Annotated in this window: 22 protein-coding genes and 3 pseudogenes; 15 read left to right on the top strand and 10 right to left on the bottom strand. The window is 52.7% G+C overall.

Annotated elements, in window-relative coordinates; genetic code table 11:
- Positions 1-178 precede the first annotated feature (178 nt).
- On the bottom strand, positions 179-523 hold the full coding sequence (locus tag JI735_RS20390) for a YlbF/YmcA family competence regulator (protein ID WP_039836023.1): 345 nt from the start codon (positions 521-523) through the stop codon (positions 179-181).
- Positions 524-833: 310 nt separating this feature from the next.
- On the opposite strand from JI735_RS20390, the pseudogene JI735_RS20385 reads away from it, so the two are divergent.
- The 7 genes and pseudogenes from JI735_RS20385 to JI735_RS20360 all read left to right on the top strand — a co-directional run.
- Positions 834-2,227 (top strand): annotated as a pseudogene (locus JI735_RS20385) (YheC/YheD family endospore coat-associated protein).
- A 10-nt stretch (positions 2,228-2,237) separates the two neighbouring features.
- Complete coding sequence (locus JI735_RS36090; RefSeq protein WP_233476549.1) at positions 2,238-2,702, top strand: hypothetical protein; 465 nt, start codon at positions 2,238-2,240, stop codon at positions 2,700-2,702.
- Positions 2,591-3,418, top strand: a complete 828-nt coding sequence (locus tag JI735_RS20380; RefSeq protein WP_233476503.1) for a YheC/YheD family protein — start codon at positions 2,591-2,593, stop codon at positions 3,416-3,418. The genes JI735_RS36090 and JI735_RS20380 overlap by 112 nt, the downstream gene beginning before the upstream one ends.
- Positions 3,419-4,792: a YheC/YheD family endospore coat-associated protein gene (locus JI735_RS20375; RefSeq protein ID WP_202676367.1), complete on the top strand. Its 1,374-nt coding sequence runs from the start codon at positions 3,419-3,421 to the stop codon at positions 4,790-4,792. It begins immediately after the preceding gene.
- On the top strand, positions 4,789-5,901 hold the full coding sequence (locus JI735_RS20370; RefSeq protein ID WP_039836017.1) for a YheC/YheD family endospore coat-associated protein: 1,113 nt from the start codon (positions 4,789-4,791) through the stop codon (positions 5,899-5,901). Before JI735_RS20375 ends, JI735_RS20370 begins: the two co-directional genes overlap by 4 nt.
- A gap of 31 nt (positions 5,902-5,932) precedes the next feature.
- Entirely contained in the window at positions 5,933-6,454 is a 522-nt protein-coding gene (locus JI735_RS20365) for a GNAT family N-acetyltransferase (RefSeq protein ID WP_039836016.1), read from the top strand.
- Positions 6,436-6,564, top strand: a pseudogene (locus JI735_RS20360) (YheC/YheD family protein); the annotation flags it as partial. The gene JI735_RS20365 and the pseudogene JI735_RS20360, both read left to right, overlap by 19 nt.
- A gap of 51 nt (positions 6,565-6,615) precedes the next feature.
- On the opposite strand, the gene JI735_RS20355 reads toward JI735_RS20360, so the two are convergent.
- Entirely contained in the window at positions 6,616-7,296 is a 681-nt protein-coding gene (locus JI735_RS20355; protein ID WP_039836015.1) for a DUF8580 domain-containing lipoprotein, read from the bottom strand.
- Positions 7,297-7,460: 164 nt separating this feature from the next.
- On the bottom strand, positions 7,461-7,610 hold the full coding sequence (locus JI735_RS20350) for a hypothetical protein (protein ID WP_157771404.1): 150 nt from the start codon (positions 7,608-7,610) through the stop codon (positions 7,461-7,463).
- Positions 7,611-7,760: 150 nt separating this feature from the next.
- Between JI735_RS20350 and JI735_RS20345 the strand changes: the two genes are divergently transcribed.
- Positions 7,761-9,323, top strand: a complete 1,563-nt coding sequence (locus tag JI735_RS20345; protein WP_039836013.1) for a recombinase family protein — start codon at positions 7,761-7,763, stop codon at positions 9,321-9,323.
- A gap of 69 nt (positions 9,324-9,392) precedes the next feature.
- On the opposite strand, the gene JI735_RS20340 is transcribed toward JI735_RS20345, so the two are convergent.
- From JI735_RS20340 to JI735_RS20330, 4 genes are read right to left on the bottom strand one after another with little or no spacing between them, the layout of a single operon-like run.
- Positions 9,393-10,514: a glycoside hydrolase family 88/105 protein gene (locus JI735_RS20340; protein WP_411830133.1), complete on the bottom strand. Its 1,122-nt coding sequence runs from the start codon at positions 10,512-10,514 to the stop codon at positions 9,393-9,395.
- A gap of 46 nt (positions 10,515-10,560) precedes the next feature.
- On the bottom strand, positions 10,561-10,686 hold the full coding sequence (locus tag JI735_RS36985; RefSeq protein WP_267918927.1) for a hypothetical protein: 126 nt from the start codon (positions 10,684-10,686) through the stop codon (positions 10,561-10,563).
- Positions 10,687-10,691: 5 nt separating this feature from the next.
- Positions 10,692-11,588 carry an alpha/beta hydrolase family protein gene (locus JI735_RS20335; RefSeq protein WP_233475983.1) on the bottom strand — a complete coding sequence of 299 codons (897 nt, stop codon included), beginning with the start codon at positions 11,586-11,588 and terminating at the stop codon, positions 10,692-10,694.
- Positions 11,589-11,605: 17 nt separating this feature from the next.
- Positions 11,606-12,496 (bottom strand): pectinesterase family protein, encoded by an 891-nt coding sequence (locus tag JI735_RS20330; protein WP_202676366.1) that lies wholly within the window; start codon positions 12,494-12,496, stop codon positions 11,606-11,608.
- A 73-nt stretch (positions 12,497-12,569) separates the two neighbouring features.
- On the opposite strand from JI735_RS20330, the gene JI735_RS20325 reads away from it, so the two are divergent.
- On the top strand, positions 12,570-13,454 hold the full coding sequence (locus tag JI735_RS20325) for a helix-turn-helix transcriptional regulator (protein ID WP_051051881.1): 885 nt from the start codon (positions 12,570-12,572) through the stop codon (positions 13,452-13,454).
- Between the two features lie 8 nt (positions 13,455-13,462).
- Here the strand turns inward: JI735_RS20325 and JI735_RS20320 are convergent, their stop codons facing one another.
- Both JI735_RS20320 and JI735_RS20315 read right to left on the bottom strand, forming a co-directional pair.
- Entirely contained in the window at positions 13,463-14,917 is a 1,455-nt protein-coding gene (locus JI735_RS20320; RefSeq protein ID WP_051051879.1) for a glycoside hydrolase family 28 protein, read from the bottom strand.
- A gap of 18 nt (positions 14,918-14,935) precedes the next feature.
- Positions 14,936-16,500: pseudogene (locus tag JI735_RS20315) on the bottom strand (glycoside hydrolase family 43 protein).
- A gap of 200 nt (positions 16,501-16,700) precedes the next feature.
- Here JI735_RS20315 and JI735_RS20310 point away from each other — a divergent pair.
- The 6 genes from JI735_RS20310 (at position 16,701) to JI735_RS20285 (ending at position 23,254) form a co-directional block, all read left to right on the top strand.
- Positions 16,701-17,843 carry a hypothetical protein gene (locus tag JI735_RS20310; protein WP_233475982.1) on the top strand — a complete coding sequence of 381 codons (1,143 nt, stop codon included), beginning with the start codon at positions 16,701-16,703 and terminating at the stop codon, positions 17,841-17,843.
- Complete coding sequence (locus JI735_RS20305; protein WP_202676364.1) at positions 17,840-18,931, top strand: helix-turn-helix transcriptional regulator; 1,092 nt, start codon at positions 17,840-17,842, stop codon at positions 18,929-18,931. Before JI735_RS20310 ends, JI735_RS20305 begins: the two co-directional genes overlap by 4 nt.
- 774 nt (positions 18,932-19,705) lie before the next feature.
- On the top strand, positions 19,706-20,686 hold the full coding sequence (locus JI735_RS20300; RefSeq protein WP_051051877.1) for an ABC transporter permease: 981 nt from the start codon (positions 19,706-19,708) through the stop codon (positions 20,684-20,686).
- 12 nt (positions 20,687-20,698) lie between these two features.
- Positions 20,699-21,583, top strand: coding sequence for a carbohydrate ABC transporter permease (locus JI735_RS20295; RefSeq protein ID WP_039836003.1), 885 nt, complete (start codon positions 20,699-20,701; stop codon positions 21,581-21,583).
- Positions 21,584-21,722: 139 nt separating this feature from the next.
- On the top strand, positions 21,723-22,163 hold the full coding sequence (locus tag JI735_RS20290; RefSeq protein ID WP_202676363.1) for a type 2 periplasmic-binding domain-containing protein: 441 nt from the start codon (positions 21,723-21,725) through the stop codon (positions 22,161-22,163).
- On the top strand, positions 22,160-23,254 hold the full coding sequence (locus JI735_RS20285; RefSeq protein WP_202676362.1) for an ABC transporter substrate-binding protein: 1,095 nt from the start codon (positions 22,160-22,162) through the stop codon (positions 23,252-23,254). Before JI735_RS20290 ends, JI735_RS20285 begins: the two co-directional genes overlap by 4 nt.
- A 119-nt stretch (positions 23,255-23,373) precedes the next feature.
- Here JI735_RS20285 and JI735_RS20280 read toward each other — a convergent pair whose 3' ends face one another.
- Positions 23,374-24,387, bottom strand: a complete 1,014-nt coding sequence (locus JI735_RS20280; protein ID WP_039836001.1) for a glycosyltransferase — start codon at positions 24,385-24,387, stop codon at positions 23,374-23,376.
- Positions 24,388-24,402: the final 15 nt, after the last annotated feature.

Here is a 24,402-nt window from a genome sequence, read left to right as displayed (position 1 = left end):
AGCTTGACCGGGTTGCCGGGCAACCCGGCCGATGGCGATCCAACAACGGTATTTCTGCCGTTGGCATATAAATGCTTATATTTTTACAAAAAAAGGGCCGTTCCTTCAGCCGTATGGCTGGTGGAGCGGCCCTTCGCTTTTTTCGGTATATCCATTGTATCCGTAAAGACTGTATAACTTATTGTACGCCGCCGTACATTTGCGACAGGCTGTCCGTAATAATTTTGTTCACATCCTCAATAACCACGCTCAGACGGCGTTCCGCATCGAATAAACGGCGGATACCCAGATTCAGGTTAAGCACCTCGAACAGCTTCTCCATCTTTTCCATTTCTTCCTGAGGAGGCATTTCCCCGTTCATCATCCGCTGCTGCAGCTCGATCTGGCTCTGCCGGAAGTTGTCCAGCATCCGTTTGCTCTCCTGATCCGCTTCAATCACCCTCATCGCGCTTGTGATATCGGCTACCTCACTGCTGTCCTTAATGGCCCGTGCCAATTCATGCGCCTTGTCGATTACGTTCATAATAGAGTTCCTCCTAAAAGTTTTGTGAGCATTTCTTCCTGAATGTACTTCGCACAAAACTCGCTCCGAAAGCATTCACTTAAGTTTTGTGAGTATTTCTTCCTGCATTGACTTCGTACAAAACTCGCTCCGGTAGCTTTTACCTGAGTTTGTTAGCCGCTCCCTGTCTAGTGTGCTGCTGGTTCTGTTCCCTCCGCCAGCGGAGAATTCCGCCCAGTACGGCTTTTTAGCAAATAGGTCAATCACCAAGGGTCAGATGTCTCCATATGATGAATGATATGTAACCCTTAAGATTCAAATAGCCGGCATCATGCTGCCTACCGGAAGGAGATCCACGATGTCTAAGTTCAAGATCCCGGTCCAAACGGTCCACTCGGGCATCCTGCAGGAAAACGCCGTAATGCTTGGCGACAAATCCATGAAGAAGCTCAAAATACCGGCGCATGGAACCATCCAGCTCACCTTCGGATCTTTCCGGCAGGAGGTTACGGTCATTCCGGTGCCCAAATCCGACATTCTCCGCGTCAGCGAAGGACTGGCGCGGCGGCTGGGGCTCCGGCAACGACTGGCGCTCAATGTTTCCTACAGCTCAGGGAGCCGCATCCTGCGCCTTGGGCCGATAATCGGAGTGCTGGTGAGCCGTGACCATCCGGATCAACCCGACAGGCTGTTCGGCCCGATCACCATGTTCTGCCGGGAGCTGACCAATGCCTGCCATGCACAAGGAGCCTATGTATATTTCTTTACCCCGGAAGCGCTCGAAAAGCACAGCACTTCCATTCAGGGCTGGGTATACGACGAAGGCTGGCGTAAGCTGAGTCTGCCTATTGCCGATGTGATCAACAATCGGCTTACCACGCGAAAGATGGAGAACAAACCTAGCGTACAGCATTTTCTGGCGGATGTAAAATCCCGCTATGGGACACATTTTTTCAATGAAAAATTTCTTGACAAGACTGAGGTGTTTGAAGCGCTGGCCCAAGACGCCACCCTGCAGCGGTATCTGCCGGAATCCCATGCCCTGAAGGGTTTCGCGATACTCAAAAAATGTGCGGAACCTATAACAGTGTGTTTCTTAAGCCGGTTCGCGGCAGTCTCGGCAAAGGCATTCTGCGCATTTCCAAGGATGAGAGCGGCGGCTACCGGCTGCTGTCCACCACGCCGATGGGCACGCGCAAACAAACTTATCCCAGTCTGGCAAAGCTGTTCCAATCCGTCGCTCCGAAAATGAAAACCACCCGCTACCAGATTCAGCAGGGCCTGCCCCTGCTGGAGCTGGGCCGGCGGCCAGTCGATTTCCGGGCCCTTGTGCAAAAGAACGGCACCGGAAAATGGGGCGTTACTTCAATTGTCGCCCGGACTGCAGGCAGCAACCATTTTGTCTCGAATCTGGCCCGCGGGGGGACGCTTAGCACAGCACGAGAGGCTATAGCGAAAAGCAGCTTGCCCTCTGGAGTGAAAGAGAACACACAGGTTCTGCTTCCGCGGGCTGCCCTGGCCATTGCCAGGGGTGTAGAAACGTATATCCCCGCACATTTCGGAGAGCTGGGAATCGATCTTGCTCTGGATCAATCGGGCAGAATCTGGCTGCTGGAGGTCAACTCCAAGCCATCCAAAAATGACAACACCCCGCTGAACGATCAAAAGATCCGGCCGTCCGTGAAACAAATGATTTTATACTGCCGTTATCTGGCCGGATTATAAGGAGGACATCATGACGGAGACAGCAATGGGGTTCCTGGGCATTATGACAAGCCGGGGCCATGGGAATCCCCCAATCGCAGAACGGGAGTTCTGCAGCCAACTATGCCGGGCTGCCCCGCTGTACAATCTCCAGGTCATCGTGTTTTGCCCGGATGGCGTGGCCGGCGACGGTCAAACCGTCAGCGGATATGCCTGGGAGAACGGGGAGTGGAAGCCCGCGCGGACCTCAGCCCCCGACGTCCTGTACAACCGCTGTCTAAACACCGGTCCTCAGGAAAAAAAGCAGCTTCCACCGCCTTGGCCGCTCTATCCCGCTCCCTTCCCTGGTCGCGCGGACTGCCCGATAAGTGGAGGGTCTATGAAATTCTCCGGCGGAGCCGCCGTGCTGCGGGGATTCTGCCCGAAACCCGGCTCTACAAGAACACCAGGGAGCTGGGAACCATGCTTGCGGAAAGAGAAGCCGGGGTGTTCCTGAAGCCCAGAGCCGGCTCGCACGGCAAACGCACCCTGCATGCTGTCAGACTGCCCCGGAGCCAAGGCGGAGGGATTAACCTGCGCGGGCGGGATGGGGCTAATCACTCTTTTCACCATGTATTCGGCACGGTGGATGAAGGGCTGGGCTGGATCCACGACTTCATCGGCTTGCGCCGCTATATTATACAGCCTTATTTACAGCTTACAGACAGCTGCGGCCAGCCGTTCGATGTGCGCGTGCTTATGCAGAAGAACGGCCGCGGTGTCTGGATGCTGACCGGCATGGCCGTACGGCTGGGCAGCCGCGGCTCCCTTACCTCCAATCTGCACGGTGGAGGAACTGCAGTCGCTCCCCTGCCATTCCTGCTTGCAGAATATGGGGAGTCTGGAAGGGAGCTGCTGCAGGAACTGTCCGGGGCAGCGGCTTATCTCCCTCCATTGCTGGAGGAAGCCTGCGGCAGACTCGGAGAGCTGGGTCTCGATTTCGGCCTTGATTCCGCCGGGAGAATCTTTCTGCTTGAAGCCAATTCCAAGCCAGGGCGCACCGTGTTCCGGCTGACGGGCGACCGCCGGGCTGCTAGACTCGCTGCCGAGAATCCGCTGCGCTATACCCGGCATCTGCTGCTCACATCTGCGGCGGGTGCGAGTGTTCGCCGCTGGACCGCTCCATTATATAGGGAAAATGATATATCAATGGTTCCTAAGGAGGATTCATAAATGGGTCTCACTTTTTGCAATGTGCATTTCACCAAGCAGCCCCAAAGAGTTGTATACGTTTCGGGCGAACTGATGAAAAGCCTCAAACTGTCCGGCAAGAAAAACATCCGCCTGCGGCTTGGCAAAGATGCGATTCCGGCAACGATCAAGCCGATCAAACGTGCCGGGAAACATCTGTTCCTCGCTTCGGGAGTGAAGAGCGCAATCAAAATTCCGAACTCTGGAGGCGTCTATCTCCGCAACCTCCAAAATGACGAAGTTCAGCTTGGTCCGCTTGTCGGCGTGTTATCCGACGGGCCGTCTTCCCCGGGGAACCCTTTTGGCTCCCGTACCGGCTTCATCAAGCAGCTGCTGCGCGAAGGCAGCAACAAATGCTATATCTTTGCGTTTATGCCGCGTGATATTGACTGGCAGCAGGAGCGGGTCAACGGCTATTTCCTGAACGCAAGCGGCAAATTCGAGCGCAAGCTGGTTCCGCTGCCGGATGTTGTCTACAACCGGCTCCCCAGCCGCAGAGCGGAGACTTCACCGTACATCAACCAGCTTCGCGAACGGTTCGGACGCAAGAAGATTCCTTATTTCAACTGGAGCTTTTTCAATAAATCAGATATTTACCGGATGCTGGAGAATGACGGCGTGGCTAATCGTTTTGTCCCCGAAACGCGCAGCAACCCGAGCCCGGAAGAGATGCGCGATATGCTCGACCGCCATCATTTCGTGTATTATAAGCCTTCCGCCGGCAGCCTGGGACACGGGATATACCGGCTGACCTATCTCCAGAAGAAGGGCTACTTCGCCCGTTACCGGAAGAACGGCAAAAACGTGCTGCTGCGCTTTGCCAGCTTCGACAGCCTGATGCGGATGCTGCGGAGCCGGCATGGCAATAGCCTGCAAAGCTACGTGGTCCAGCAGGGCATCCGGCTCATTGAAATCGACAGCTGCCCGATCGACTTCCGTTTTCACATGCATAAGAACGGCAGCAATCAATGGGTTGTCGTCGGTATCGGAGCCAAAAAAGCCGGCCGGGGCAGCGTCACCACCCATCTCAAGAACGGCGGTGCGCTGCTCACTCCGCAGCAGGCGCTCGGCCGCGTCTTCGGGGCCAGAGCCGACGAAGTGCTGCAGCGGGCCAAAACGACAGCTGTGAAACTGGCCGAATCCCTGGAGCTTCAGCACCGGCATCTGCTCGGCGAAATTGGCTTTGACCTTGGAATTGACCAGGATGAGGACATCTGGATGTTCGAGGCGAATGCCAAACCGGGACGCTCGATCTTCCGTCATCCATCTCTGCGCGCTGAGGGCAAAGCTTCCATCGAGCATATTCTGGAGCATTGTCTATACCTCAGCAAATTCCGCAGGAGGGATGAACTGTGAACAGCCGAATCCCTGACCTTGGCAAACCTGTGATTGCCATTCTGACAACAAGCGACAGGCTGCGGCAGTTCCGTGGAAACCGCGAAAACTTCCGTGATATTATCCGTACCGGCAAGGAAATGGGATATCTGGTGTATGTCGTCACCGTCCGCGATCTGAAGCTGGATGAACCGGTGGTAAACGGCTACGTCCCTTCCTCAAACGGCAGGATTTGGTACAGCACACCCATGCCGCTGCCTCAGGTCGTTTATAACCGGATTCCCAACCGGGAAGAGGAGGAACGGGCCTCGGTCGCCCGCAAAATAGCAGAATGCCTGGAGCATCCCGAAATCCATCTTTACAACCCTAACTTCTTTAACAAATGGAATCTCTTTGAATGGTTAAAGGAATCACGGGCCACTTCGAAGCATGTGCCCAAAACGAGACGTCTGCGCAGCGCCAGCACGCTGGTGGCGCTGCTGAAAAATCATGACAGCCTCTACCTCAAGCCGGAGAACGGCAAGGCGGGCAAAGGGATTATGCGGCTCAAATACCGCCTTGATGCCAGCCTCCCTTACCGGCTGCAAATTCAGAGCGGCAAAAAAAACGTGACGTATAAAGCGGCATCCCTGGACCGTGTATGGGCACGGATCGGCAAAGAAAGAGGAGCTTCACGTTATATTGTGCAGCAGGCGATTGAGCTTGCTGCACACCACGGCCGCCCCTTCGATCTGCGCGTGCTGCTGCAGAAGAACGGCAAGGGGGCCTGGGCGGTAACCGGCATCGGGGCGCGGCTGGCCGGAGCCCGGAGCATAACAACCCATGTGCCGCGCGGCGGCAGCATCGAAGAGCCGGCCAGCATGCTGGAAGGCACCTTCGGGGCAGAGCGGGCGGCGGCCATTCTGAAGAGTGTGCCCATGACCGCCCTGCTGATCGCCCGGCAGATCGAACGGGCATCCGGAACCATGCTTGGAGAAATGTCGATGGATCTGGGTGTTGATGAAGAAGGCGGACTATGGTTTTTTGAGGCCAACTCCCGTCCGATGAAATTCGATGAGCCGGCCATCCGCAAGCTGTCGCTGGAACGGATTTTCCAGTTTAGCCAGCATCTGTACCGTCACCGCAAATAGCCCATGAAACCCGATAAAGGATGTGACACCCATGCAGATATCATCCCTCTTTGACAGCAACCCGGAACGGTGGAAGATCAGGCGGGCTGGTCTGCTGGAGTTCTTGAGGGAATATGGAGAGAAGCGGCTTACACTTCGCGGATGCAGAGTGCTGGCCCGGCTGACGCCGGAGCAGCTGTCACAGCCCGGCGTGTCACTGCTGGTCGCCACCGTACGCGGCCAGAACGGGCGCCAGCTTGCAGGCGTCAGCTTCGTGTCCGGCTTCGGCAAGGAAGCCTGCCTTGTCGCCGTCCATCCCTTTTACCGGAACCGCCACACCGGGACAGCGCTGCTGGCCGCACAGCTGGAACGCCTCGGCACTCTCGAATGCACCGTAGCGAGCGACAATGCCGCCAGCCTGAAGATGTGCTTCAACGCAGGGCTTGTAGCGGTGGCGCTGAACCGGGGGCCTACCGGCAAGCCGACACTGCTGCTCCGTTCGCCGCTGCACCCAGCCAGCCTGCCCACAAATCTTCTACAAGAAGGTGAACTCCTGTGCCAGAACCCGTCTTAGGCATCCTTACGCTCTATATGAACGATGCGAAACAGCTCGAAGAGAAAAGCGTATACCGGAAAATGATTATTGAAGGCAGCCGAATGGACCTGGATGTCTTTGTGTTTACACGTTTTTTATAGACGTATTTGCAGATCTAGTGATTTCGGCACCTCTTAACTTTATTCCAGTGTTGCCAGTGAAACCATGACCCACGGAACAAATTTATTCGACAATTCACCCTTGGGATTGTGTATCCGGAAAAGAAAAGCTTCCCCCGCCTGATTCTTCCACACCATGTAATCCTCTATTCCCTTATCACCGGCAGCCTGCAGATATAAATCTGCAAAACCCAGAGGATGTTCAAACAGTTCCCCGCTGTGGTCACTTACCTTACCCATTGCAGAAAGTTCAGTTTGTCCCTGTTGCTTCAGAGCGGCGAGATCGTAACCGGCTGGCAGATGTTCGATATCAGCATAATAGGCGGGGTCCTCAGTGAGTGATAAACGGCCGGACTGTGCATCTAATGTGAAGTCCTCAAACACATACAGGGAATACCCGTCACCTTGCTCAAGTGTACCTGTCTGACCTGAAACCCCTCCCTCCTGTTCACCGAATGTCCGGGTTTTCGGACGTTCGGATGCCTGAGGACCCGTATCGTCCGGACTGGCGGACTCCTGCGCCTCCGTGGCTGCGGGAGCAGCAGAAGGCTCAGGAGCGGCTGTAGCTTCAACAACAGGCGTAGCCGCTGCACTTGACGCTGTAGGCTCCGCCTCATTCGCTGTTTCATTGTTACTGCATGCACCAAGGATTGAGGCGGACAGAAGAATGCTAGTCGCTGTTGTAAACCATATTTTTTTCATGATATACCTCCTCATCTGATTAATAGTTATTACCCAAATGTGGAACATTCTCACAGCACTAAGGTTGATGGATTAACCATCTGATTATTTGACGCGGAATGAATTCTGATTATGAATCAGCCTCTTGTTGAAGCTATGTGTAGAGGCATAATGATAATGCTTCTTCATTCCAGCACTGTTTTGTCCTGCAGGCATGCCCAGGCGGCATCAGCAACAGCAATCTCCACTCTCTCCCGTTCATCCGGGTCTGTAACAAGATGGTCATCGCAGATATAAACCTTTGTCTCGCCTAATGTGTAGGTTGCAACAATCATGCCGGCATCCCCCCTGGCATTATGTGTATGCCGGGAGGACCGGGGGACAACCACGGTAGTCAGCTCCTATTTTTAATCTTGCGAATGTGTTTTTTTCATGCTAGCCCCCATATAATACATCCATAAATATTTTCCTTTAACCTAAAGGGGATGTATATATTGGATGTAGCTCTTTACTTGCGAAAATCCAGAGCAGATGAAGATGCGGAACGCCGCGGTGAAGGTGAAACCCTGGCCAAGCACAAGGCCGCCCTGCTCAAACTTGCCAAGCAATTAAATTTAAATATCATTCGTATCCGCGAAGAGATCGTCAGCGGTGAAACCTTAGTCCACCGTCCGGAAATGCTGCAGCTATTACAAGAGGTCGGATCTGGTGAATACGATGCTGTCCTGGTAATGGATATTGACCGTTTTGGACGCGGCAATATGCAGGAGCAGGGATTGATCCTGGAGACGTTCCGCTCAGCCAAGACCAAGATTATAACCCCGCGGAAGACCTATGACCTGATGGATGAATTTGATGAGGAATACAGTGAATTTGAAGCTTTTATGGCCCGTAAAGAGCTCAAAATTATTACCCGCCGGATGCAGGGAGGCCGGAAGCGCGCTGCAGAAGAAGGTAACTTTATAGGTACCCGCCCGCCCTTCGGATACTTGATTGAGAAGCTCCCCGAGGGTCGCGGCCGCACTTTGAAGCCCCACCCGGAACAGGCGGAAATCGTAAAACAAATTTTCGCCTGGTACACCCATGAAGATCCCGGACAACAAAAAGGCGGAAATAAAATTGCGGCTGAATTGGAACGGCTTAAGGTCCCCTCTTATAAAGGCGGCAGCTGGTCAGCTTCTTCTGTCTTAACTATTTTAAAAAATGAAGTGTACATTGGAAGAATTCAATGGGGGAAGAAAGAGGTAAAGAAGAGCAAGGACGGAAGCAGACACCGCTCATCACGCCATAGAAGCCGCGCTGAGTGGATTGATGTACACGGAAAACATCAACCCATTATCGACAGCGAAACCTTCCTGAAGGCAAAGCGGAGGCTCTCAGAGCATCATCACTCCCCGCATCAATACAATATGGATGGCAAACCCAGAATGACATCAGCTCTGGCCGGACTTGTAAAGTGCTCCGAGTGCGGAAGGACCATGGTTTACCGGCCGTACACCAGACAACCGGCTCATTTTCGCTGCAGCACAGCCGGCTGTTCTACGCGCAGCAGCAGATATGATACCGTTGAAGCCCGGATTATCGAAGGACTTGAGCTTTGGTTAAGCGGCTATAAGATTAAATGGGGAAAGAGAAACCATCCGGCTCCACACAACGGAATCAGGTTAAAAGAACGGGCACTGGCCTCACTGCAAAATGAATTAAAGGAGCTGGAGAACCAGAGGGGAAAACTATTCGATTTCCTGGAAAGAGGGATTTATACGGAAGAGATGTTTATGGAGCGTTCACAGGATATCTCCGAGCGGATAACAGCAGCTACCGAGGGAATCAACAAAGTGCAGAAGGACCTGGATCTGGAATTGGCCCGGAAAGAAGCGGGAAGCAAGATCATCCCGCTTGCAGAATCTGTAGTTAAATCGTACTATCAGACAGACAATCCCATGAGCAGAAATGCGTTATTGAAATCCGTGCTGAACAAAGTCGTTTATAAAAAGGGACCTGGCCAGTATAAAGAGCAATTTGAGATATTCCTGTATCCGCGTCTATAAAGACAGACCGCTGGCTGAGAACCGGCGGTCTGTCTTCCGGGCAGAACTTCACTTGGCCTGGGATTATCGTTAACTGTCTGCTTGGTACCGTTCCACTTCAAGGGAAGCTAATAATAAGGGAGCTACCCCCATAGGCACATCCGACAGCACCTCCTCAGAGATATAGTAATCATATGAGCCATTGCGGTCCTTGCTCAAACCCGCCCCATGACAGATATGATGCAAGTGAACGCCGTGTTCGTCCTCTTCAGTCAAATGCTCCACAATGCCCCCATAACCTTTCAGCATCGCCTCTTTAAAAGACGGTTCCAGATAACCCAGTCTCAGCCCCTTGGCCAGCACATACACAAACATGCAGGAGCCGGAAGCTTCCAGATAATTGCCCTTTCGCCCCGCTTGATCGAGCACCTGGTACCAAAGGCCGGTCTCCTTATCTTGGACCTCCAGAAGCGCACCGCACATCCGCTGAAAAATACCGGTGACTGTCCCCCGCTTCGGATGAGCGAGCGGAAAATGCTCCAGGCAGTCAACCATAGCCATCGCATACCACCCCATCGCCCGGCTCCAGAAATGGGAGGACAATCCGGTAGACGAGTCAGCCCATTCCTGCTCTTTGGATTCATCCCAGCCATGGTAGAGCAGGCCAGTACGCGGATCGCGGGTCCGCCGCTCGACCAGCAGCAGCTGATGCGCTGCCTCGTCAATCAGTTCAGGACGTTGAAAGACCTTGCCGTATTCTGCCAGGAATGGAGATGCCATGTACAGCCCGTCCAGCCACATCTGGAAAGGGTATACCTTCTTATGCCAAAATCCTCCTTCGGAGGTGCGGGGATGTCCAATAAGCTGTGCGGCCAGCAGATCGGCTGCCTTGGCATACCGGTCTTCTCCTGTTTTCTGGTACAGCAAGAACAGATTTTTGCCCTCATTGATCTGGTCCAGGTTGTATTCCTCCAGCCTGTAGGTCCGAATGGAACCATCCTCTCCAATGAATGTGTCCATATGCCGCTCCATATAGGAGACATACTCCGGCCGGCCGAGCTGGACACCCGCCCGGGCCATTGCCATCAGCAGCATGCCCGGAACATAAGCCCACCGTTCCAGCACATATTCATCCTCTCCCTGCTCATTGCACCTTCCAAGAATCGTATCCGCGATTTTAGCGGACCAGCGAACGCTTGTTGCTTCAGTTATAGACACCATTATTCCTCCTTCGTTAATCATCCATATGAGTCTAACCTTATGCTCCGGCAAGCTGCTTCCGCAGCCAGGCAAAGGCCGGTCCGCCATGAATCTCATGACCTCCGGTGAAGAAGTCCGCCTCAACCTGCCCGGAATGATGTGCTGCCCCGTAAATACTCTCCAACCGGGCTAAAGCAATTCTTGCCCCCGGGGGCCAAACAGATGATCGGCATCGCCCGATTCGAGGAACAGGCCGCGCGGGGCAATGAGGCCCAGAAGATCAGGCATCTCCGCTTCCAGCAGTATCCCCGGTATATAATTGTCGAGGCAATGATTGCGCGTCAGAATACTGTCCGCGAAGGTATTGGCATACCCGCTTACGACCGCACAGGCGATCCGCTGGTCAAGCGCGGCTGTGAAGCCAGCCACCAGTCCGCCGCCGGAAATACCGATAATTCCAATGTGACTGCCCTTAACCTCGCGCCTTGTCTGCAAATAATCCAGTGCTCTCATGGTTTCGTAGATACGGTAACCGGCCATCGTCTTCCCGGCCATCAGCAGTGCCGAAGACAGGCGGAAGCAGGAATTACGTCCAGGCTCGCCGCTGGTCAGGTCTTCTTCCAGACGTCTGTCGCCAAAGCCGAGCAGTTCCGGGGCAGCCACTACAAAGCCCTGTCTTGCCAGTGAAACCGCGAAGTCCTTATGCAGCCCGGGATCTCCCGGCCGCTCCGCTCCGCCCGGGTCCAAGCCGACGATCTCCCGGCTTCCGTAGCCATGTCCATGAATGGCAAGAACGGCAGGGGCAGGGGTAGATAGCGGCTGATCCGGGAGCAGAAGATACAGCGGCATGCGAAGTCCTTCATAGGTAGTGATCTCTATACGTTCTCGGGTATACCCGGAGCAGACGGTACGTTCCAGAAAAACCGGCCGCAGCTCTTCAGCTATTTCCGGAAAGCCGCCCAGCCGCTCTGTAAAAGCTGCGGCAAGCCCGTCGCGCCACTGCTGAAAGGGGATATCCTTGCTGAATGCCGAATTGCGCTGTGTTGACCGAACCAGTTTTTCCATGTATTGTTCCAGAGGCTCCATCCGAAGTGCTCCTTCCCTTAATAGCCTTCGGGATGCCACCCGTCAAGCACGGACAGCACCCTATACTGCGCCGCTTCCTGTGGAATCAGCTGCCGCGACCAGGCAGCTCTGGCTTCAGGATTGGCCCCCGGGCCACTGCTGCCATATTCTTCATAGCGGCTGGTTTCCTCCCTGTCCGGCTGCCCCCAATTATGCCAGCCTTCCCCGATAATCGAACTGTCCATGACAGTGCGGATAAAGGCCACATGGGCATAAGGCCGCCATGGGCGTCCAAGATACACCTCGCTTACCCCTTCACCGCTGGTAATTTCACAATCGAGGAACACATAACCAAACGGTGTGCCTTCGGGCGTTGATGCGGCTGTAATATATCCCCTGGAACGCTTGTTATGCAGCCGGCAGCGTTCAAACAAAGCCGTAGCAGCGCCAAAAATATAATCCACATCGCCTTCAATGTAGCATTCGTTATAATATTGTTTCCCTTGCCCCGTGTACAAAGTATCCTGGTCACCCAGCAGGCGTACACGCCGGAATACGGCATGACCAGCATCTACAAAAGCAGCCACCGCCTGACCGGTGCCGGGACCGGAGGCATTCCGGATGGTCAGATTCTCAGCCGTGAAATGTTCGGCGAATACATTCAGGGTGCCGGATTTGAATGTGCCAAGCGGCTCTCCGTCCGGACCTAAAGTGTGGGCGTTGTCTGACCAGGTGATGATAGTGGAATTCGTGTCCTCCCCCAGCAGGAGAACCGGAGGTGTTCCCTGTTTTACTGTAACCTTTTCCTCGTAAATGCCGGGCTTGATGCGAATCGTTACTGCTTCCTTGTATTCCTGCGGAATGGAATCCAGCGCTGCCTGTAGACTGCTGAACCCTTCACCGACACTCTTCGAGACTGTAATTAACATCTGCGGCTCCTTTCCTGTCAACCTAAGTTTATTCTATAATAACCGTAACGCTCCGTAAGAGAAGGGGAGAATTATGACCAGCCTGACCAGTCCCAATCACAAATATCATATTGAAGAAGGCCGCTACAGCATCCAGCATATGAAACGTAAAGGCATTACCGCAATGCCGCGTCCCCACAGCCATGACTTAACCGAGCTGTACTATCTGATGCAGGGGGAGCGCGTATACTTTGTGGACGACCGGGTCATTACGGTTCATAAGGGGGAGCTTATTCTTATTTCCAGCCGGGAGCTTCATTCCACAGCAAGCTCTGAAGTCGCCGAATTTGAACGGATTCTGATCAATTATGACCCCGCTCTTCTGCCGCCTTCCCTGCAGAATGAAGCCATCTGGTTTCATGGCCGCGGGTACCGCCTGTTCAAGCTGAACCTGCGCGAGCAGGACGAAGCGGAAAGCCTGATGAACCGCATGCTGGAAGAATGCCGGCTGCAGCGGTCCTATTACGAAACCAGCATAATCACTTTATTCACCGAGCTGATGATTCTTCTCCAGCGTTCAGAGAACATCTCACAGGCCGGCGGGACCAAACATCCGCTTCATCATCTGGTAACCGATGTTGCCACCTATATCCGCGATCACTACCGTGAAGCCCTGACTCTGGAAGCGACAGCGAGTAATTTTTACATTAGTCCTTCATACCTGAGCCGGGTCTTTCACCGGCTGACGGGTTTTCACTTTCGGGAATACATCGTTCATGTCCGCGTAAGGGAAGCCGAACGCCTGCTTGCCGGGTCCACAGGCAAAATTCAGGAGATCGCCTCCGCTGTCGGATTTGAACATCTCTCCCATTTCAATAAAACCTTCAAAAAATCAACCGGTCTGACCCCGCTCCAATACCGGAAAGAAGCAAGGTCACACCCTTCGCGGAAGGTCAAGACGGATTTCCATCATCCGTAGAAATTGATTTATTTCTCAGTAATCGTCAAACCTTCGGACTGGGTGAGAACGACTTGGCTGCATCGGTGCGCCGTTATCTCCGGCGTTTCCGTGGTCTGTAACCAGATACGGTCCAGCGTAAGCCCCGTAGCATGCCGCAGCACAATTCCCCGTTCACTCACTGCGCGGAATTGTTCAATGGTCAGATCTGCAAGCGGCATCTCCGGCAGCCCGTTCACGAGCAGCGCGGTTGCCGCTCCACGGCACACAAGGTTCTTGAGCGTAATCTTCCGGAACTGCGGCGTTTCCTCTGTAACCGAAAAGTATTGCTCGTCATACCCTTCCGATCCTTCGACCCCTGCATAGAACATGTGAAAGGATACGGCCTCGTGGATGATTCCCGTCATGCTGATATTCTCCATTACAATATCCTCCACCATACCGCCTCTTCCCCGGGTGCTTTTGAACCGCAGGCCAATGTCCGTGCCGATGAACAGACAGTCACTAACTCGAACCGCATGCACACCTCCGGACATCTCGCTGCCGATCACCACTCCCCCATGCCCGTGATATACCGTGCAATTCCGGATGGTAATATACCGGCAGGGCATCCCCCGCTTACGGCCTTCCTCATCCTTGCCCGACTTGAGGCAGATGGCGTCATCCCCCACATCAAAGCTGCTGTGCTCAACCAGAGCATGAGTGCAGGATTCCAGATCGAGGCCATCCCCGTTCTGCGAATACCAGGGATTGCGGACCTGAACATTCCGTACGGTAATCTGCTCGCATCCAAAGGGATGAAGACACCAGGCAGGTGAGTTTTGGAAGGTCGGCCCGTCCAGCAGCACCCGCCGGCAGTTGCGGAGGCTAAGCAGCGTTGGACGGAGATACGGACGGGCAGGCAGAAACGCTTCCATGCGGGTGTCTCCCTTGTCCCGCAGCTTCCGGCAAAAGCCTTCTCCCTCCAAGGCTTCCCGGGAAGGCCACCACACTTCGCCCTGCGGATCAAGCACGCCTCCGGATTCAATCAGATGGTTCCACTGCTTCTCCGTCATCTTGAACCGCTTCACCGGACGCCAGCCTTCGCCGCTGCCGTCGAACACCCCCTCTCCGGTGATTGCCACATCGCTTAGGCCTTCACCATCGAGCGGAGCCTGACAGCGCCAGCCGGCATTCCCCTCGTATTGGGAAGAGAGCAGCGGATATAAGGCGGGGTCAGGGTCGAACTGCACCAATGCTCCCTTGTCTGCGCTCAGATTAATCCTGCTGTGCAAAGTAAGCGGTCCCGTGCGCCAGATGCCGGCCGGAATGACAACCTTTCCACCTCCCATGGCAGCGCAGGCATCCAGTGCAGCCTGAATAGCGGAGGTGCACAGGGTAAACCCTCCTTCTTCCGCCCCATAATCCGTGATCACAAAAGTCCGTTCGGGAATCCGGGGAAGCTCTGGAACCGGGTAAGCTATTGTTTCCGGATTGCTGCACATTGAACCTTACCTCCCCTATTATTCAAGTTCTTCATAGCTGAACCAGTCAAAATCGGCATAGCTTTCACTCTCCGCGCCTTGAGAGCTTGTGTACATTCCGATATAAGCTCCTGTAAAACCTCCGGCCAGGTCCGTGCTGAGCACTCTGCCGTCAGCCCGTTCGAAGAAGGCTGTCCACTTGGCGGCTTCAGAGGATCTGTAATAGAAGCTGTACTCCTGTCCTCTGGCTTCCACCTTAAGCTGCACCTGATCCTGCGGATATGGCATGGACGCCAGCAGCTGTTCGCTGCCGCCCTTTCGCTGAATCAACTGCAGCACACGTTCCCCTGCCTCCAGCCCCGATTCATACCGGAAGTGGTAATCCGCATTCTGGAGGAGGACCAGTCCGGCAACCTCCCCTTCGGCAGCGGGACGAAACGTCATGTCAGCCGCCGCCCGGAAGCTCAAATGCTGCTGGCGCCTGCCGATAAAGGATGGATTGGCAATCTCCGAGAGCCGCTCCGCCTTCAAATGAAGCCGCAGGAAGCCGGGCTTCTCGGTAAGACTCCAGAATTCCCCCGCGGTGTCCGCAGGAAATTCCAAATCAGTGCAAGCTCACTGCCCGTAAACTCATCGCGTGCAGGCAGCTCCGGCCACCTTGTCTCCGGCAAATCCGGAGCCGGCGACTCCAGTTCAAGCACGCCTTTGCCGGGGTTGACCACCGGCCACTCATTCTCCCATAGGACCGGTGTCAGGAAGGTTTCGCGTCCCAGATTGCGGTAATAGCCGCCGCAGGTCCGCGAAGCCAGGCAGAACATCCACCAGTCACCGTGCTGGGTCTCCACAAGCTCCCCGTGTCCGACGTTGACGATGGGATAAGCTCTGCCGAGATGGCGGTGCGTCAAAATCGGATTGGCTTTATGGCCCTCATACGGGCCTGTAATACTCTTGCTTCTGGCGATCGTAATCGCATGAGTATGCCCGGTGCCGCCTTCGGCAATCAGTACGTAATACCAGGCGCCGATTTTATAGATATGCGGTCCCTCCTGGGCGTGAGCCACCTTAAGGGCGCCCTGCCAAATGCTGTGCTTCGGGCCAATCAGCCTGCCTTGGCTAAGATCGATCTCCTGCAGCCAGATATCCATATGCTTCGGATAATCCTGCCCTTCCGGCGGAACCCGGTTGCCCGTATAATACACCTTACCGTCATCATCGAAGAACAAGGAGGAGTCAATGCCGGGTGCATCCTCCAGCCAGATGGGGTCAGACCAGTCTCCGGCCGGATCGGTTGCTGTAACATAGAAATTGTGCTGGTTTTTGTCATTATCAACATAAGTGGTAATCATATAAAAGACTCCTTCATGATAGCGGAGCGTCGGTGCCCAAATGCCCATGGAGGGAATCGTGTGATCCAGATTGAGCTGGGACGGACGGTCCAGTACATGGCCGAGCTGGCGCCAGTTGACCAGATCCTTGCTGTGGAAGATAGGAACGCCCGGAAAAAACTCAAAGCTTGAAGTCACAAGATAATAATCTTCACCGACGCGGATCGCGGAAGGATCAGGATAAAATCCCGGCAGCACCGGATTGCGGAATGTTCTCATTGCAGTAGTCCTCCTCAAAACAATTCAAATGTAAGCACCACCAATTATAGTTTGTATATGTTTAACTTTCTTGTATTTTCTATGTTCTATTTCTTCGTTTTTATACTTTCATGCTATATTTCCGATATTTCACTCCTTGTCAGCGAATGGCTTTTCCCTCTAGAATGGGGGTAACAGATTTACCTTAAGGGGTGAGCAGCTTGGGAAAAAGAAAGAAATTATACACCCGCTTTTTTATGAGCCTGACCGCAATTTCAGTCTGCTGCATTCTTGTGCTGGCCGTTGTGATCTTTTATTGGTACCGGAATATTACGATAGATAATGTCAACAAGGCGAATCAGAATGTGCTGGTGAATACTGAAACCGTTTTTATAAACTATAAAGAGATCGTCCAGAATTACGCTATGGACTTTTATAGGAATCCGAACATCAACGCGCTCATGATGAACGGAGATACGAGCTGGAGCGACCAGCTGTACAGTGCCTTAAGCCAAATCCGCGGGGCGCTGGTTGTTAACCAGTATATGGAGAACGCCTACATCATGGGGGTAGATGAACCTGTTGCGATGTTTGAGAACCTGCCGCTAAGCCCGGAATCCAAGCTGGAGCTGTTCTCGCGGATGCGGAAGAATGTGATTGTTGAGTCACCGTTTCTGTGGGAGGCAACCTTGAACAACGGTACCCCAATCACTCTGCTCACCGTGTTCTATAACGACCGGGCGTTTGCGGACAGCGAATATTACGGGGCGGTAGCACTGACCGTCAATCTGGGCAAGCTGCAGAACAATCTGTTCACTCAAAAAGAGGGAGAAATCACCCGTTACGCGGTGCTGGACGGAAATGCATCCGTGCTCATGCACAGTGCACTCGATACCCCGCTGGAGGAGGGCATGCTGAAGCAGGTAGTGGCTTCCTCCCCGGAAAGAGGCTCCTTTGTCTACAGGGGGAGCGGAGAGCCGCAGCTGATTACCTATGTATATTCTGCTGCGGACAAGCTATGGTTTGTGTCGGAGACTTCCTACAGGGACAGCATCCGCGATATCTCCAATGCCCGCACCTTGATGACCGGCCTGTGCTTAGCATTGATTATTGCCGCTGCCCTAACCGCCAACCTGATCTCACGGCGAATGTATAAGCCGATTGGCCGGCTGTTCGGCAATATCGTTCATCTGTCCGGCAATGAAGAAGCGCTGAAGACAGGCGGTGATTTCGATACCGTAAGCCAGGAACTGGAGCAGATTGGCGTAAAGCTGGAGCAGCTCAAGAAAGAAAGCGATGACAGCGCCTTGATGCGGTGGCTGCTGTCCCCCCGGGAACCCCGGAGAACAGCAGTACGCCGATGATGAGCATAGCCGCTTCCGGGGGAGCATATTGTGTATGCGTACTAACTTTGCTGGAGTCCGAACCATCTGAAGGCTCCGGGCAGACCTTCGGGGAGGGCATTGAGCAGATTGAACTGGCCTTCTCCGAACTTGCGGCCGTTCAATCCTTCCATCCGCATCAGGGAACTGCTGTGCTTATTCTAAGTGAGCTGAGAAGCGGCAGCTTTGACGATTACGCCTTGTTCCGCGGCAAATGGGAGGACATTGCAGCCCGGCTTCAGCATTCAGATGTCAGCTGCGCCTTAGGAATCAGCGGACTGACGGATGATTTACACCTGCTGAGGGCCAAATACAACGAGGCTGCGGACAGTCTGCAGTATATTAAATTTCATGTACACCAGAACATCATCTTTGCGGATGATACCATCCATCTCAACAGCAGCCCCATGCCTGACAGCGCCCTTGAACCGGTGCTGCAAGCCGTTAGGCAGACGGAGCTTTCGGGCCATATTCCGCAGGCGGTGGAACGATTGCTGGCCGTAGCCTGCAGTTACCGCGCCGAGTCAGCCACCATCGCTTTGGCGAGACTGGCCTTTGAGCTCAGCCGCACGGCTGAGCTTAATGCAGACGTTCAGCAATCCGGCTTTCTAGATAATTACCAGCGCATCTGGCAGATTCAAAGCTATGACAAGCTGCTGCATTGGATTGTAGACAGCTGTAATACCGCCCTTGAGCGGATTGCCAGCATGAGCGCTGTACAGACCAAGAGCATTGCTGTAGAAGCCATTTGTTACATCAGGGATCATTATGACGACTCCAGACTCTCCCTTAATGCGCTTGCCGACAAGCTGTCGCTAAGCCCCGCTTATCTCAGCAGGCTGATTGCCGACGAGGTCAACTGCAGCTTTCCCGATTTCGTTAACCTGCTGCGCCTGGAGCAGGCACAGATGTTATTAGTCACTGAGCTTAGCTTAGATATCCGGGAAATTGCAGAGAAGGTGGGCTACAATAGCAGCACTTATTTTACAACCCAGTTTAAAAAGCGTTTTGGGGTTACCCCCTCCAAATGGAGAATGAATCATATTCTGCAGAAACAGGAATCCTCCTGATTGCCGCGCAATAAGCAAGGAATAAAAACGGCTGTGCCATCCTCCACGGGATAGCGCAGCCGTCTTTGTTCTAACGTTACCTGGAGAACGATTCCCCATGAATCTTACGCCGGCTCCCCACCGCTCCAAAATCAACGGGGGCATGCTGAAGACGGATCGCCCTATTCCTTCACGAGCTATCCGCAGCCGTTACGGACAGGAAAGCCGTTATGGATAGAAGATTCGCCTATTCCGCAGGACTACGGACAGAGATGCCTTTATTTATCCCTTTCCCCTTTATTCCAGGCTCCATCGAACGATCTAACGGCTCCTGAGTCCGTAACTGCCGAAAAAGTAGGATTTTTGGAGAAATAAGGGCTCCTCTGTCCGCATCAGTCCGCGGATGGAGCCCAATCCTTCTGCATCGCTTATATCCTCTAAGGCTTCCAAGATATCCACATTTTTTTACACTGTATAATTTCCTATACAAGAACAAAGGTGATGCCCGGCAGCATTTTCACAGCCGGGGGCATCCCCCTTGTTTGTCTTTTAATGAAACCCCTTCACCCCGCATATTCTGTGCAATCCCCCCTTTAAATAAGGCTTTTTCACGCCTAAATAACAAAAAAGTGATATCTTTTCTGTTTTTTTAATCCGTCCTTTTCCGCTTTTTTAACTTTTTTTCGTTTATTATGATAGCGTTTACATTCCGGGCCGATTTATGATTTCCCTGTAAAGCGTTCTCCTGAAACAAGGGACAGAAATGATAACGCTATATAAAGGAGTGGACTGTTAATGATGCAAGAGGCTACACCGGAAACACAGGGACGGCTAAGTCCGGGAATCAGGGCGGCCAGAGCCAAAAGCTTCCGTAAATCCCTTAAGAAGGACAGCACACTATACCTGCTCGCTCTTCCGGGGATCGTCATTCTGATTCTTTTTGCTTATCTGCCGATGAGCGGTCTGATTCTGGTCTTTAAGAATTACAACTTCAACGACGGCATCTTCGGCAGCCCGTGGGCCGGCTTCTCCAACTTCGAGTTTTTCTTCTCCAGCATGGAAGACTCTCTCAGGGCTACACGCAACACGGTCATGCTAAATGCGCTATATATGCTGACCGGTACGTTTTTTTCAGTGGCCATCGCTATTATCCTGAACGAGCTGCGCAGCAAGTGGTTTATCAAAATCACGCAGAGCGTCATGTTTTTTCCGTACTTTATTTCTTGGATTATTATCGGGGCAATTCTGTTCTCCCTGCTGGATTATGACAAAGGCATTATGAACCAGCTGCTCCAAACGCTCGGCATCTCCCAGGTCGACTGGTATTCCAGCCCTTGGCTGTTCGTCATCATTCTAGTGCTGGCGAATATCTGGAAAAGCGCCGGCTACGGCGCCATCATCTATTATGCGGTCCTGCAAGGCATCGACACTTCCTATTATGAAGCCGCAAAAATCGACGGTGCCTCCAGATGGCAGATTATTACCAGGATTACGGTGCCAATGCTTATTCCGTCGATCATTCTAATGACGCTGCTGGGCATCGGGGGCATGCTGAAAGGCGATCTCAGCATGATTATGGGAGTAACCTTCCTGAATCCGCTGCTTCTGCCTACTACCGACATTATCGATGTGTATGTATACCGCACAGCCATCCGTTCCGGAGAATTCGGCTTTGCTTCAGCGATCACGCTCTATCAATCCGTCTTTGGCTTCATTCTGGTTCTGGTAGCCAACAAGCTGGCTGGCTGGTATGACAAGGACAGCAAACTATTCTAGGAGACTGATAAGATGCTAAATACCGAAAACAAAGGCCTGCTCATTTTCTTTTATTGCTGTATAGCTATATTTTCAGCCATCTGTCTGGTGCCGTTTATTCTGGCCGTATCCGGCTCATTATCCACCGAATCCCGAATCGCTGCGGAAGGATATTCGTTCTGGCCCAGAGGCTTCACCTTTGAAACATATGAATTCCTGTTTGGCTCCAAGGCGCAGCAGATTCTGCGGGCGTATTCCATGTCGGTGATCGTTACGGTGCTCGGCACCGTGTCGGCCGTACTGGTGACCACCGCTTACGCCTATGTCATATCTGTTAAAAGCTTCCGGCTCAAAAATTTCTTCGCCTTCTTCGCCTATTTCACGATGTTGTTCAGCGGAGGAACGCTGCCATGGTATCTGCTCAGCACCAAATATTATCATTTGGGCGATACTCTTATCGGCCTGTTCATCCCTTATGTGCTCAGTGTTTTTCTGATGTTTCTCATGGCAAACTATTTCCGCAGCATCCCGCATGAAATCGTGGAATCTGCGCAAATCGACGGTGCCGGACATCTGCGGATCTTCTTCAGCATTATGATTCCGCTGGGCCGGGTCGGGCTGGTCACAATCTCGCTTTTTTATGCGCTGCAGTTCTGGAATGATTTCTATCTGCCGCTAATGCTGGTAACGGATCAGAAGCTCTATACGATCCAATATTTAATGTACAACATGATGGCGAACATCCAGTTCCTGGCCTCCGGCAATGCGGCTCAGGTCGGTGGAGCTATCATCGCACCGCCGCTGGAGACAGCCAAAATGGCGATGACCTGCCTGACCGTTTTGCCAATCGCCATATTATATCCTTTTCTCCAGCGCTTTTTTGTCAAAGGCATTATTGTGGGTTCGGTCAAAGGTTAATTCCCAACAAAATGCCCTATGATATCCGGTTGCACCGGGTTTATGCTCCCCTGCACCTTGATGTACAATAAGACTTAAGGGAGCACGACCTTTGCAATAGATGCCTCAAACATTATGATTCTATTCAGGAGGGTTCATCATGAAAAAGAAAAAAGGTTGGTTAAGTTTGCTCCTGGCAGCGGTATTCCTGGTAAGCGGCTGTTCTCAGGGCAACAATGAAAGCGCTGCCCCTAGTACCGGAAGCGGAAATGAAGGTACTCCTTCCGTTACGGATAACGGCAGTAAAGACGGCAGCCCATTGGCTCCCGCCAAACTGAAAATTGTGCTGTACGGGGATGAATCGAACCGGATGAAGGAACTGGCGAAGACAGAGTTCTACGACGTAATCAAGAAAGAAATTAACGCTGAGGTTGAATTTCATTTTCTGCCTTGGACAGAATACGGCGGCGGCAAAACCGACCTGATGCTGTCTACGGGAGAGGACTTCGCCACCTACACGGATGCCAATTACATGGTGAAATCTGTGGCAAAAGGGCTTTATGCCGACCTTACCCCTATGTCAGTGCAGCAGCCGATTTGAGTAAAAATGTCGACGAGGCCTCCTTCAAGGCCTTTCAACTAGATGGGAAGCAGTATGCAATTCCAGTCGGCAATAAGCCGAATTCTGCGGAGTTCTACAGCGCGCTGGTCAGACAGGATCTGCTGGAGGAAGCCGGCATGACGCAGGTCACCTCGCTGAAGGAACTGGAGCAGTTCTATGATAAGGTGCATGCCATTCATCCCGAACTGATCGGGTACGCCAACACCGATGCCCGCCGGATTCTGCAATATGATTACACGGACAAAAACCTGTTTTGGCAAAATGATTTTATTGCCCTGGACGAGTCTGCGAAAGATGATAAAATCATCAGCTGGTTTGAAACCGAGGAGTTCAAGAAGTATGCGAACCTGATGCGCGGCTGGTATGAAAAAGGAATCATCCCGAAATATGCCGCCACCAATGTTCCGCAGCTGCAGTCTGACTGGAACTCCGGCAAAGCGATGTTCTGGGCCGGTACAGCGGCACGCCCTTTTGAAGGGGCGGCAACGATTTCACAAGCAGTGCCTGAGGCCAAGCTGGTCAATTATTTCCTTGGCAGCGGCCGGCCAAAAATCAGCCGCGGCACGTACAGCACCGCCTTCTTCGTCTCTACCGCAGCCAAAGACCCTGAGCGCTATGTGATGTTTTTCAATCTGCTGCAAAAAAACCAGGAGCTGTACGACTTGTTCGCCTACGGGATAAAGGGAACGGATTATACGGTGGACGAGAACGGGCGTCTGACCAAAATAAACACCGATTCGCTGATCCCCGACTGGCTGCTGATGAACAAAAACTTCATCCGTTTTGACAACACCGTTCCGGACGAATTCATCGCTGAATACAAGGCTTGGGACGATGGGGCAATCATTTCCAAGGGTGCCGGCTTCAACTTTGACAATACACCGGTCAAGAATGAAGAAACGAAGCTGAACGGCGTATTCACGGAATACCTCGCACCCATCGGCAGCGGCTTCAGCGATTATGACACCGCCTTCCCCAAAGCGCTGGACAGGCTTAAAGCAGCGGGGATTGATAAATACATCGCTGAATATCAGAAACAATTTTCCGAATGGTACGCCAAGCAGAAGTAAGCACTGTCACAGCAATCACCATACCGGCAATAAAGAAGCGTGGCTCCTCATGGGAGGCACGCTCCTTTGCGCAAAAGAAAATCAAAAACTCCTGTCCGTTCAGCTCAGCCTTTGGCAGCTTAGAATTTCTTCATACCGGATTCTCTTTGAATAACTTCATGGTATATTCTTAAATAACTGTCAGTCATCTGCTTATTGGTGAAGTGTTTCTGAACATACGCTCTCAATAAGTGCGGCGAAGGATATTTTTTCTGCCGGACCTTAACTGCCATCTCACTTATGTTATTACAAACCAGGTTAGGAAATCCGGATAATACTTCCGGTACCGCACCATTTCTGAGCGCCAGCACCGGAGTCCCGCAACCTAAACTTTCAACCAGGACCAGACCGAAGGGTTCTTCCCATAATGTGGGGAATAGCACACATTCCGCATGCTTGATTAGCTGCTGCTTCATTTTCCCGCCCACAGGTCCAACATAATGGATATTGGGATTGTTCCGGATGCGCGGCTTGACCTCTCTCTCAAAAAATCTGGAGGCTTTCACGGGACCCGCAATAATCAGCGTCTTACCAGTCCTTTCGGCAACTTGTATAGCTTGCAAAACACCCTTATTCCGGATAATCCTGCCTATATACAACAGATATAAATGTTTCTCTGTGCTAAATTCATATTCACGCGTATTAATTCCATTGTATACACAGAAGCCTTTGTTGTTCCCCATCAGCCGGCGGGCGCGTTTACTTACGTATACAGGGTATTTAATCCGCCGTTTGACCGGGATATGCACAGTGCATACCGTTGGAACCTTAGGATTAGTTACGCCAAGCGCGGAACGGAAAGTATGGTCATGGATAATATCAACCCGCTCAGGTAATTTTTTCAGCACAAATCTTGCTATGCTTTCATGGCGGAGCCCCTTAGGATAGGTAATAAGCTTTGCCCTGCTCCTGCTCCCTAGAGCTGCAAATAAATAGACCTTATGCCCTCGTCTAACCAGCTCTTCCGTCAGCTCATAAACAATTTTTTCAGTCCCCCCTTTGATGGAAGGGACCGGCTGTGCGTTTGGATAGTTCGAAATCACTTGTGCGATGGTTAATTTTCTGCTTTCCGGAAGCTTAATCAGCTTTTTCATACCAAAGAGATCCCC

It is taken from the genome of Paenibacillus sonchi, from assembly GCF_016772475.1.
Classification (GTDB): Bacteria; Bacillota; Bacilli; order Paenibacillales; family Paenibacillaceae; genus Paenibacillus_AQ; species Paenibacillus_AQ sonchi.
Note: the sequence above shows the minus strand (reverse complement) of the source record. Positions and strands in the feature narration are given on the sequence as shown.

Excerpts from the sequence above, each read along its gene's own strand:
- JI735_RS20390 (WP_039836023.1), bottom strand. The coding sequence starts at position 523 with ATGAACGTAATCGACAAGGCGCATGAATTGGCACGGGCCATTAAGGAC.
- JI735_RS36090 (WP_233476549.1), top strand. The coding sequence starts at position 2,238 with ATGACGGAGACAGCAATGGGGTTCCTGGGCATTATGACAAGCCGGGGC.
- JI735_RS20375 (WP_202676367.1), top strand. The coding sequence starts at position 3,419 with ATGGGTCTCACTTTTTGCAATGTGCATTTCACCAAGCAGCCCCAAAGA.
- JI735_RS20365 (WP_039836016.1), top strand. The coding sequence starts at position 5,933 with ATGCAGATATCATCCCTCTTTGACAGCAACCCGGAACGGTGGAAGATC.
- JI735_RS20355 (WP_039836015.1), bottom strand. The coding sequence starts at position 7,296 with ATGAAAAAAATATGGTTTACAACAGCGACTAGCATTCTTCTGTCCGCC.
- JI735_RS20350 (WP_157771404.1), bottom strand. The coding sequence starts at position 7,610 with ATGATTGTTGCAACCTACACATTAGGCGAGACAAAGGTTTATATCTGC.
- JI735_RS20345 (WP_039836013.1), top strand. The coding sequence starts at position 7,761 with ATGTATATATTGGATGTAGCTCTTTACTTGCGAAAATCCAGAGCAGAT.
- JI735_RS20335 (WP_233475983.1), bottom strand. The coding sequence starts at position 11,588 with ATGGAGCCTCTGGAACAATACATGGAAAAACTGGTTCGGTCAACACAG.
- JI735_RS20330 (WP_202676366.1), bottom strand. The coding sequence starts at position 12,496 with ATGTTAATTACAGTCTCGAAGAGTGTCGGTGAAGGGTTCAGCAGTCTA.
- JI735_RS20325 (WP_051051881.1), top strand. The coding sequence starts at position 12,570 with ATGACCAGCCTGACCAGTCCCAATCACAAATATCATATTGAAGAAGGC.
- JI735_RS20320 (WP_051051879.1), bottom strand. The coding sequence starts at position 14,917 with ATGTGCAGCAATCCGGAAACAATAGCTTACCCGGTTCCAGAGCTTCCC.
- JI735_RS20305 (WP_202676364.1), top strand. The coding sequence starts at position 17,840 with ATGATGAGCATAGCCGCTTCCGGGGGAGCATATTGTGTATGCGTACTA.
- JI735_RS20300 (WP_051051877.1), top strand. The coding sequence starts at position 19,706 with ATGATGCAAGAGGCTACACCGGAAACACAGGGACGGCTAAGTCCGGGA.
- JI735_RS20295 (WP_039836003.1), top strand. The coding sequence starts at position 20,699 with ATGCTAAATACCGAAAACAAAGGCCTGCTCATTTTCTTTTATTGCTGT.
- JI735_RS20290 (WP_202676363.1), top strand. The coding sequence starts at position 21,723 with ATGAAAAAGAAAAAAGGTTGGTTAAGTTTGCTCCTGGCAGCGGTATTC.
- JI735_RS20280 (WP_039836001.1), bottom strand. The coding sequence starts at position 24,387 with ATGAAAAAGCTGATTAAGCTTCCGGAAAGCAGAAAATTAACCATCGCA.